Below are 9,680 nucleotides of genomic sequence, written 5' to 3'. Positions count from 1 at the left end.
CTGCCCGGCTGCTCTCCGATCCGGCACCGCAACCCCCGCGCTTCGCGCGAAAGCCGGGCAGAGCCCGGCTCTACGTGACCTTGCGCCTTCGCGCCGTATAGTCGGGATTCTCTTCCGAGGAGCAGGCGCATGAACAGGCGATGGCAGTGGGGTGCGGCGATGCTGTTGGGCATGGCGGCGCTGCCGGCACTGGCGGCGATGAAGACCCAGCCGGTGGAGTGGACCCTGGACGGCACCACCTTCAGCGGCGTGCTGGTCTACGACGACAGCGAGTCCGACACGCGCCCTGGCCTGGTGATGGTGCCCAACTGGAAGGGCGTCAACGACTCGGCGATCGCCAAGGCCAAGCAGCTGGCCGGCGACGATTACGTGGTGCTGGTCGCCGACGTGTACGGCAAGGGCGTGCGCCCGAAGACCGACGCCGAGGCCGGCCCGGTCGCGACGAAACTCCGCAACGACCGGCCGGTGCTGCGCGCACGCGCGCTGAAGGCGATCGAGGTGCTCAAGGCGCAGGCAGGCAAGGTGCCGCTGGACGCCGCCCGGATCGGCGCGGTCGGCTTCTGCTTCGGCGGCACCACGGTGTTGGAGATGGCGCGTGCAGGCGCCCCGCTGGCCGGCGTGGTCAGCCTGCACGGCGGGTTGGGGTCGCCGTTGCCGGCCAAGGCCGGTGGCACGCATCCCTCGGTGCTGGTGCTCAACGGGGCTGACGACAAGGGCGTCAGCAAGGACGACATCGCCAGCTTCGAGCAGGAAATGAACGCGGCCAAGGTCGACTGGGAGTTCACCAACTACAGCGGCGCGGTGCATTGCTTCGCCGAGTCCGACGCCAACAGTCCGCCGGGCTGCCTGTACAACCCGCGCGCTGCCAAACGCGCCTGGAAGGCGCTGGACGAGTTTTTCGAGGAGCGTTTCGAGCGCCGCTGACGGCGCCGGGGCAGGTGACGGACGCACCGCGCGATGCGCGGTGCAGCCGGCCAGCGGCCGGCACTACGCATCCATGCGAGCGCTGTGCCGCGTAGCGGGCCAGGCCGATGCGCGGTGCAGCCGGCCAGCGGCCGGCACTACGCCTCAATGCGAGCGCTGTGCCGCGTAGCGGGCCAGGCCGATGCGCGGTGCAGCCGGCCAGCGGCCGGCACTACGCCTCAATGCGAGCGCTGTACCGCGTAGCGGGCCAGGCCGCGCAGGGCGGCGACGGCGTCGTTGTCGGCCAGGCCGTCGAGCGCACGCTCGGCGGCGTCGGCGTATTCCTCGGCACGGCGGCGGCTGTATTCCAGCCCGCCGGTGGCGTGGATGGCGGCGAGCACCTCCGGCATCGCCTCGGCATCGCCGTTCTGCACGATCTCGCGCAGGCGCTCGCGGGTGGTCGCATCGGAATGCGCCATCGCGTGGATCAGCGGCAGGGTGGCCTTGCCCTCGGCGAGGTCGTCGCCCAGGTTCTTGCCCAGCTCATCGGCATTGGCCGAGTAGTCCAGCACATCGTCGGCGATCTGGAAGGCGTACCCCAGGTGCATGCCGTAGTCGTACAGCGCCTGCTGGGTGGCCTCGTCCACGCCGCTGGCCAGCGCGCCCAGGCGGGTGCCGGCGGCAAACAGCACCGCGGTCTTGCGCTCGATCACGCGCAGGTAGGCGGCCTCGTCGGTGTCCGGATTGTGGACGTGCAGCAGCTGCAGGACCTCACCCTCGGCGATGCGGTTGGTGGTGTCGGCCAGGATCCGCATGACCGGCATGCGGTCCAGTTCCACCATCAGCTGGAAGCTGCGCGAGTACAGGAAATCGCCCACCAGCACGCTCGGCGCATTGCCCCACAGGGCATTGGCGGTGCTGCGGCCACGGCGCAGGCTGGACTCGTCCACCACGTCGTCGTGCAGCAGGGTCGAGGTGTGGATGAACTCGATGATCGCGGCCAGCTGGTGGTGCTCCGGGCCGGCCTGGCCGACCGCGTGGCCGGCCAGCATGACCAGCATCGGGCGCAGCCGCTTGCCACCGGCGGAGATGATGTGGTCGGCGATCTGGTTGATCAGGACGACATCCGAAGACAGTCGGCGGCGAATCAGGGCATCGACGGCGGCCATGTCGGGCGCGGCAAGCGACTGGATCTGGGGCAGGCCCAGCGCGGGGCGGGTGTCTTCGGTGATGGTCATGCGGTCTGACTTTCAGGCGTACAGCGAATTATAGGCGTTGCGGCCGTCTTCCGCCCGCGAAGACCGCCCGGGGCGGCCGCAGGCGTGAATACGTATGCATGCAGCGCCATCCCGGCAGGGCCGCCGCTAAGCTTGGCGGGTATGTTCTGGCCCCCGGATCGGGTGCCCTGGAAGCCCGGAGGGGGCCCTTACATGTTGCAGATTCCCTGGTGGCGCGGCGCCGTCATCTATCAGATCTACCCGCGCAGCTTCCTCGATGCCAACGGCGACGGGGTGGGCGACCTGCCCGGCATCATCGACCGGTTGGACTACGTGGCCGCGCTGGGCGTGGACGCGATCTGGATCTCCCCGTTCTTCACCTCGCCGATGGCCGACTTCGGCTACGACATCGCCGACCACCGCGATGTGGACCCGCTGTTCGGCACCCTGGCCGACTTCGACCGCCTGCTGGCCAAGGCGCATGCGCTGGGCCTGAAGGTGATGATCGACCAGGTGTTCAGCCACACCTCGATCGATCACGCGTGGTTCCGCGAGAGCCGCCAGGACCGCACCAATCCCAAGGCGGACTGGTACGTGTGGGCCGACCCGCGCGAGGACGGCACGCCGCCCAACAACTGGATGTCGATCTTCGGGGGCGTGGCCTGGCAGTGGGAGCCGCGCCGCGAGCAGTACTTCCTGCACAACTTCCTGGCCGACCAGCCGGACCTGGATTTCCACAATCCGGCCGTGCAGCAGGCCACGCTGGACTACGTGCGGTTCTGGCTGGACCGCGGCGTGGACGGGTTCCGCCTGGACTCGATCAACTTCTGCTTCCATGACGCGCAGCTGCGCGACAACCCGGCCAAGCCGCTGGAGAAGCGGGTGGGGCGGGGCTTCAGTGCCGACAACCCGTACGCGTACCAGTACCACTACTACAACAACACCCAGCCGGAGAACCTGGTCTTCATCGAGCGCCTGCGCGGCCTGCTCGACGAGTACCCGGGCACGGTGAGCCTGGGCGAGATTTCCGCCGAGGATTCGCTGGCCACCACCGCCGAGTACACCGCGCCCGGCCGCCTGCACATGGGCTACAGCTTCGAGCTGCTGGTGAAGGATTTCAGCGCCGGCTACATCCGCGACACCGTGTCGCGGCTGGAAGCGACCATGACCGAGGGTTGGCCGTGCTGGGCAATCTCCAACCACGATGTGGAACGCGCGGTGACCCGTTGGGGCGGGCACCCGGCGCAGCCGCGGCTGGCACGCCTGCTGGTGGCGCTGCTGTGCTCGCTGCGCGGGTCGATCTGCCTGTATCAGGGTGAGGAGTTGGGCCTGGGCGAAGCGGACGTGCCGTTCGAGAAGCTGCAGGACCCCTACGGCATCACCTTCTGGCCGAACTTCAAGGGCCGCGATGGCTGCCGCACGCCGATGCCGTGGATCGATGCGCCGCTGGCCGGCTTCACCACCGGCGAGCCGTGGCTGCCGATCCCGGCCGAGCATCAGGCGGCGGCCGTTGCCGTGCAGACCCACGATCCGCACTCGGTGCTCAACGCCTTCCGCCAGTTCCTGGCGTGGCGGCGGACCATGCCGACCCTGCTGGTGGGTGACATCGCGTTCCTGGACACCGCCGAGCCGGTGCTGATGTTCGAGCGCCGCCATGCGGGCGAGACGCTGGTGCTGGCGTTCAACCTGTCCGCCGACACGGTGCGCGTCGCATTGCCGGCGGGCCAGTGGCAGCCGCTGCACGTGCCGGGCCCGGACGTGGGCACCGCAGCGGCGGGCGAGCTGACCTTGCCGGCGCAGTCGATGTATTGCGCGCGCAGGGACTGACACGTTTTTCCGGTGGTATTGAGAGGGCGGGGCCACGTGCCTCGCCCTTTTTTTTGCCCGGCAGGCATCGAAAGTCCCGCGCTGAGCGCCCGTAGAGCCGGGCTCTGCCCGGCTGCCGTCCGTGCCGGCCTCGAATGTCCCACGCCGCGCCCCCGTAGAGCCGGGCTCTGCCCGGCTGCCGTCCGCGCCGGCATCGAAATCCCGCGCCGCGCCCCGTAGAGCCGGGCTCTGCCCGGCTGCCGTCCGTGCCGGCATCGAAAATCCCGCGCCGCGCGCCCCGTAGAGCCGGGCTCTGCCCGGCTGCCGTTCGCGCCGGAATCCAAAATCCCGCGCTGCGCGCGATAGCCGAGCAGAGCTCGGCTCTACACAGGTGCCGCCACCGAAATTCCGCGTCCGCCGAAAACAAAAAACCCGCTGCCAAAGCAGCGGGTTGTCGTCATCGTGGTTGTGCCGGGATCAGAACCTGTAGTTCACACCCAGCATATAGGTACGGCCCCACTCGATGTACTCCAGCGGCTTGTCCTTGGTGCCGGCATAGGTGCGGTACGGCTCGTTGGTCAGGTTGCTTCCCTGCAGCAGCAGGGTCAGCCCGTGCAGGCTGCTGCTGTCGGCAAAGGTGTAGCTGACCTGCGCGTCGGTCACGTTCTCGCCCACCACGTAACGCAGGGTGCGGTTGCCGTTGAAGTTGCCGATCTCACCGATGAAGTCCGAACGACGCCGCTGGCTGATGCGGGCCTCGAAGCCATTGCGCTCGAAATACGCAGTGAAGTTGTACACGCGCTCGGACAGGCCCGGCAGGCTGATCGGGTCGCTGCCGACGCTGGACGCGCTTTCCGGGTCGACGATCTTGATGTCGCTGTCGTTGAAGGTCGCCGCGGCCTGCACGCCGAAGCCGCGCAGACTGTCGGACAGCATCTCCAGCGGGAACGAAGCAGTCAGCTCCAGACCCTTCAGTTTGCCGCCCTGGCCATTCTGCGGCGCCGAGAAGGTGCCGGTGGTCAGCAGCGGGGCGGTCATGCCCGGCGGAATCACGTAGCTGGCCAGCAGGTCGCTGAAGTCGTAGTCATCCACCGACTGGGTGTAGACGTAGCTCTTCAGATCCTTGAAGAACACCGCGGCCGCCACGTACGCCTTCTCGCCGAAGTACTTTTCGTACGACAGGTCGATCGCGTTGGCGCGCCACGGGTCCAGCAGCGGGTTGCCGCCGCTGCCGCCGGGCTTGCCGGTGGCGGTATCCACGCCGAATTCCAGGCCGGCGCGCATCTGGTCCACGCGCGGGCGCGCAACCTGCTTGGCAGCGGCGAAGCGCAGGGTCTGCTGGTGCGGGAACATGAAGACCAGGTTCAGGCTCGGCAGCCAGTCGGTATAGGTCTTGCCCGAGTCGATCGGCAGCACTTCCTGGCCGGCCGGGCGCGAGCGGTCGAAGTAGTTCGACTGCGAGCTCTGGTCGGTGCGGATCATCTGCACGCCGATGTTGCCGCGCACGCCCACCTCGCCGATGTCGGTGTTGAGGTTGGCGCGCAGCCACGCCGTGGTGGTCTTTTCCTGTACCACCCACGACTTGGGAATCAGGTAGTCCAGGTTGGTGACCGGGTTGAAGGTCATGTAGCCCGAGACGGCGCCCGGCACGTTCCAGGCGGGGATATAGCCCAGCCCGGCGAAGCCCAGGTTGACCGGCGCGTACTGCAGGTCGCGTTCGATGTTCGCATCGCCCTGCGCACCGAGCAGGATGTTGCCTTCGGCCTGGGTCTTCTCCTTGCGGCGGTCGGCGTAGTTCACGCCGACGTCCAGGTCGGAGAACCAGTCCAGCGCCTCGGGCATGGCGAAGGTGGCCTGCAGGCGCGCGCCCTTCAGCCGGTCTTCCACCTGCGGCACCTTGCCGTAGCCGGAGCCGTAGATGGTGTTGGTCAGGAACAGCGCGTCGGGGTTGGAGTAGTCCAGGCCCGGGCGGATCTGCGAGAAGCCGTTCGGGTTCACCACCACACCCACCGAATCCAGCTGCGGCATCGGGGTGAGCTGCAGGTTGTTTTCCAGGTTCAGCTCGTCGCGGGTGGCCTTGGAGTAGTTCACGTCGGCGACAACCTTGACGCCGTCGAAGTTCAGCTCGTTGTTCCAGCCGAACGCGTCGATCTTGTCCTTGCGCTGGTTGTACATGCCGCGCACCAGCGGGTACACGCCGGTGGCGGTGCCGCCGGTGAAGGTGCCATCGGCGTTCACCTGTGGATTGGTGATCAGCAGGCCCGGGGTGTAGCCACCGTTGTAGTTGCTGAGGTTGAGCTCGAACTGGTTGGCGGTGTCGATCTGCTCGGCTTCGGTATGGAAGGCGTCGAGCGTACTGGTCCACGTGTTGGACGGACGGAACTGCACGGTGGCCATGTAGCCGTCGCGCTTGTTGTTGCCGGTACGGCGCAGCGCCTTGATGCCGTCGGAGAACGCCGTGCCCGGCGCCAGGCCCGGACGGTTGCCGTTGTCGGTGTGCTCGGTGGTCCACGGCTCGTACAGGCCGACCTGGTTTTCCTGGATCGGGTTGTCGCTGTGCGCGTAGCCGATCGACACGCCCAGGGTGTTGTCCATGAACTGGTCGATGTAGCTGGCGCTGAAGCGGTTGCCGAAGGCATCCACGTTCGCGGCCTTGCCGAGCGAGCTCTTCTGGTAGCGGCCGCTGATGGCGATCACGCGGTCGGCGAAGCTCAGCGGGCGCACGGTCTGCATGTCGATCGTGCCCGACAGACCCTGGCCGACCAGCGCCGCATCGGGGGTCTTGTAGACCACCACGCCATTGACCAGTTCCGAGGGGTACTGGTCGAACTCGACGCTGCGGTTGTCGCCGGTGCTGACCACTTCACGCCCGTTGAGCAGGGTGGTGGCGAAGTCCGGCGACAGGCCGCGCACGCTGATCACCTGGGCGCGGCCGGCCACACGCTGGGCGGCCAGGCCGGGCAGGCGCCCCAGCGATTCGGCGATGCTCACGTCGGGCAGCTTGCCGATGTCTTCGGCCGAGATCGCTTCGACCACCGAGGTGGCGTCCTGCTTGATCGCGATCGCGTTCTCGATGCCGCGGCGGATGCCAGTGACCTGCACGGTGTCCAGGTTGGTGGCCGAGGTCGCGGTCTTCGGTGTGGTGGTGTCCGGTTCGGCGGTCTGCGCCGACGCCATCAACGGCGTCAGGGCGACGGCCAGCGCGAGACTCAGCGCGCTGCGCTTGCGGTTCAACATTTTCCCCTCCCAGGCAATGTTGCCAATCGATTTGTGTTTGCCCGGAGGACCCGGGAGCGTCGCGGCGCGGTGGCCGTTGACTGCGTGGCTATGGTAGGCAGGGCGTCTGCTGCGGGAATCACCCTGCATACGTATTCAATGGACTTTCAGCGGCTGTAAGCGGTTACAGATGCGTCATGAGGGGGAGCGCCGGCCAGCGGCCGGCACGTCCTGTCAGAGGTGATGCACGGTGCGGCGGTCGCCGTTTACAGCGGCGTGAAACGAATGGCCTGGCCGCCGCCCGGCGCCAGAACGATGTTCAACATATCGGCGCTGGTCACCTCACGCGTTTCGCGCTTGAACGCGAACGGGTTGCTGCGGTAGTCGGCACCGTCGCCATCGCGGTAGATCTCGGCGCGGTAGCGCACGCCCGGGTCCAGGAACCCCAGTGACACCGGCAGCACGCGGCCGTGCTCGTCGGTGATGCTGCCCAGGTACCAGTCGCGGCTGTGGCGGTCCTTGCGCACCAGGGTGACGTAGTCGCCGACCTCGCCGTTCAGCACGCGGCTGTCGTCCCAGTCCACTGCCACATCCTCGATGAAGCGGAACGCCTCGCGATGCTGTTCATAGTGTTCGGGTAGATCGGCCGCCATCTGGATCGGGCTGTAGATCGCCACGTACAGCGCCAGCTGCCGTGCCAGCGTGCTGGGGATGGCCTGGCCGCCACGCCCCTTCAGGCTCAGGATGCCCGGGGTGTAGTCCATCGGTCCGGACAGCATGCGGGTGAACACCAGGTTGACCTCGTGTTCGGGCGGATTCGGTGGCTGGCCCCAGGCGTTGTACTCCATGCCACGCGCGCCCTCGCGGGAGACCCAGTTGGGGTAGGTGCGGCGCAGGCCGGTGTCCTTGATCGGCTCGTGCGGGTTGACCGCGATGTGCCGCTTTGCGGCTTCCTGCACCACCTTCAGGTGGTGGCGGGCCATGAACTGGCCGTCGTGCCACTCGCGCCAGAGCGGGCCGCCGGCGGGATTGCGCCGGTCCACCTGGCCGTCATCGCAGACGTAGCCACTCTTGAACGCATCCACGCCGAGCCGCGCATACAGGTCCAGCGCGGCACCGAGCTGGTCTTCATAGTGTTCGATCGCGCAGCCGGTCTCGTGGTGGCCGATCAGACGCACCCCTTTCTTCGCGCCATAGGCGGCCAGCGCCTCGATGTCGAAATCGGCGGTGGGCCGGGTGAAATCGAAGTCGTAGCCGTTGCCCACCCAGTTGCCGTCCCAGCCGGGATTCCAGCCTTCCACCAGCACGCCGCGGAACCCGTGCGCGGCGGCGAAGTCGATCACCCGCCGGGTCTTGGCGGTGGTGGCCGCGTGCTTCGGCCCGGTGGCCCAGCTTTCGTGGTCCAGGTGCATCGACCACCACACGCCCAGGTACTTGGACGGCGTCACCCAGCTCACATCGCCCAGCGCATTGGGTTCGTTGAGGTTGAGGATCAGGTCGGACTCGACCAGCCCGCCGGCACGGTCGCTGATCTGCAGGGTGCGCCACGGCGTGTCGAAGGGCAGGGTGCGGCGCACCTTCCATCCTTCGGCCGACGGCGAAAGCTGCGCGCGCAGGCGCTGGCCATCGGTGCGGCGCAGCCACATGCCGGCGTAGTCCACCAGCGCTGCCTCGTGGATCGCCACGTGCAGGCCATCGCGGCTGCGCAGCGTGAACGGCGTATGCACCATCGGCACCTGGTCCAGCGGCGTGCGCTGGTACAGGTACTCATAGTGGATCGGCTCACCGGCCGGGATCCACCATGCGGTGGATTCGGGGGCGATGACGAACTCGGTCAGTTCCTCGTCGATGATCGCCTCGCGCATGCCCGCCTGCTCCGGGAAGCGGTAGCGGAAGCCAAGACCGTCGTCGTAGACGCGGAACACCAGGTCGATGCGCCGCCGGGCGCCGCTGCGCTCGCCCAACTGCACGGTCACTTCGTTGTAGTGGTCGCGCACGATGCGGCGCTCGCCCCACGGTTGTTCCCATTGCCCGTCGGCACTGCGCGTGCTCTGCCCGAGCAGGGACAGGTCGCGGTCCAGCCGTCCGTCGCGCAGCTGGAAACCGAGCCGGGACTCGGCCACCACCGTCTCGCCGAGGCGCTCGACCCGGTAGGTCGGCATGCCGCCGTCGAGCTGCAGCGACACGCGCAGCACCTTGCCGGGCGATTCCACACTGGCCACGGTGACCGGCGCGGCCCAGGCCGCCGCCGTGGCCACCAGCAGCGACAGCGCCGTACCCAGCCGGTACAGGTGCGCGTTGATGCCGCGCGGTGAATGCAGTTTCGTCGGCATTTCCCCTCCCAAGGTGGCCGGAACCAGGCTGGACTATAGCCACGCGATTCCCATGTCCCGGCCCGTCCGTGCGCTGCATCGGCATGAATACGTATGCAGGCAGTCGCGCACCGTGGCGTGCCGTCTACCATGAGGACAGGCACCCTGGGAGGGGGCCGCGACCCCCGTGCCGGGCAGCCGGCGCGAGGGAACCACAACGCGTGCA

At 68.0% G+C, this 9,680-nt stretch carries 5 protein-coding genes; 2 read left to right on the top strand and 3 right to left on the bottom strand.

What is annotated here, in order from left to right:
* Window positions 1–129 precede the first annotated feature (129 nt).
* On the top strand, window positions 130–924 hold the full coding sequence (locus ACO6VK_RS09840; protein WP_422506685.1) for a dienelactone hydrolase family protein: 795 nt from the start codon (window positions 130–132) through the stop codon (window positions 922–924).
* A 218-nt stretch (window positions 925–1,142) separates the two neighbouring features.
* Here ACO6VK_RS09840 and ACO6VK_RS09835 read toward each other — a convergent pair whose 3' ends face one another.
* Complete coding sequence (locus tag ACO6VK_RS09835; RefSeq protein ID WP_411850211.1) at window positions 1,143–2,141, bottom strand: polyprenyl synthetase family protein; 999 nt, start codon at window positions 2,139–2,141, stop codon at window positions 1,143–1,145.
* Window positions 2,142–2,333: 192 nt separating this feature from the next.
* On the opposite strand from ACO6VK_RS09835, the gene ACO6VK_RS09830 reads away from it, so the two are divergent.
* On the top strand, window positions 2,334–3,947 hold the full coding sequence (locus ACO6VK_RS09830) for an alpha-glucosidase (protein WP_422506684.1): 1,614 nt from the start codon (window positions 2,334–2,336) through the stop codon (window positions 3,945–3,947).
* Window positions 3,948–4,403: 456 nt separating this feature from the next.
* Here ACO6VK_RS09830 and ACO6VK_RS09825 read toward each other — a convergent pair whose 3' ends face one another.
* Entirely contained in the window at window positions 4,404–7,163 is a 2,760-nt protein-coding gene (locus ACO6VK_RS09825; protein WP_422506683.1) for a TonB-dependent receptor, read from the bottom strand.
* 245 nt (window positions 7,164–7,408) lie between these two features.
* Entirely contained in the window at window positions 7,409–9,475 is a 2,067-nt protein-coding gene (locus tag ACO6VK_RS09820) for a glycoside hydrolase family 97 protein (protein ID WP_422506682.1), read from the bottom strand.
* Between the last annotated feature and the right edge of the window lie 205 nt (window positions 9,476–9,680).

Source organism: Stenotrophomonas sp. GZD-301, from assembly GCF_049310345.1.
Lineage (GTDB): Bacteria > Pseudomonadota > Gammaproteobacteria > Xanthomonadales > Xanthomonadaceae > Stenotrophomonas.
The sequence above is the reverse complement of the archived record's forward strand: the minus strand, read 5'-3'. Positions and strand labels throughout refer to the sequence as shown.

Bases quoted from the DNA above. Each gene is read 5' to 3' on its own strand.
- ACO6VK_RS09835 (WP_411850211.1), bottom strand. From the start codon at position 2,141: ATGACCATCACCGAAGACACCCGCCCCGCGCTGGGCCTGCCCCAGATC.
- ACO6VK_RS09830 (WP_422506684.1), top strand. From the start codon at position 2,334: ATGTTGCAGATTCCCTGGTGGCGCGGCGCCGTCATCTATCAGATCTAC.
- ACO6VK_RS09840 (WP_422506685.1), top strand. From the start codon at position 130: ATGAACAGGCGATGGCAGTGGGGTGCGGCGATGCTGTTGGGCATGGCG.
- ACO6VK_RS09820 (WP_422506682.1), bottom strand. From the start codon at position 9,475: ATGCCGACGAAACTGCATTCACCGCGCGGCATCAACGCGCACCTGTAC.
- ACO6VK_RS09825 (WP_422506683.1), bottom strand. From the start codon at position 7,163: ATGTTGAACCGCAAGCGCAGCGCGCTGAGTCTCGCGCTGGCCGTCGCC.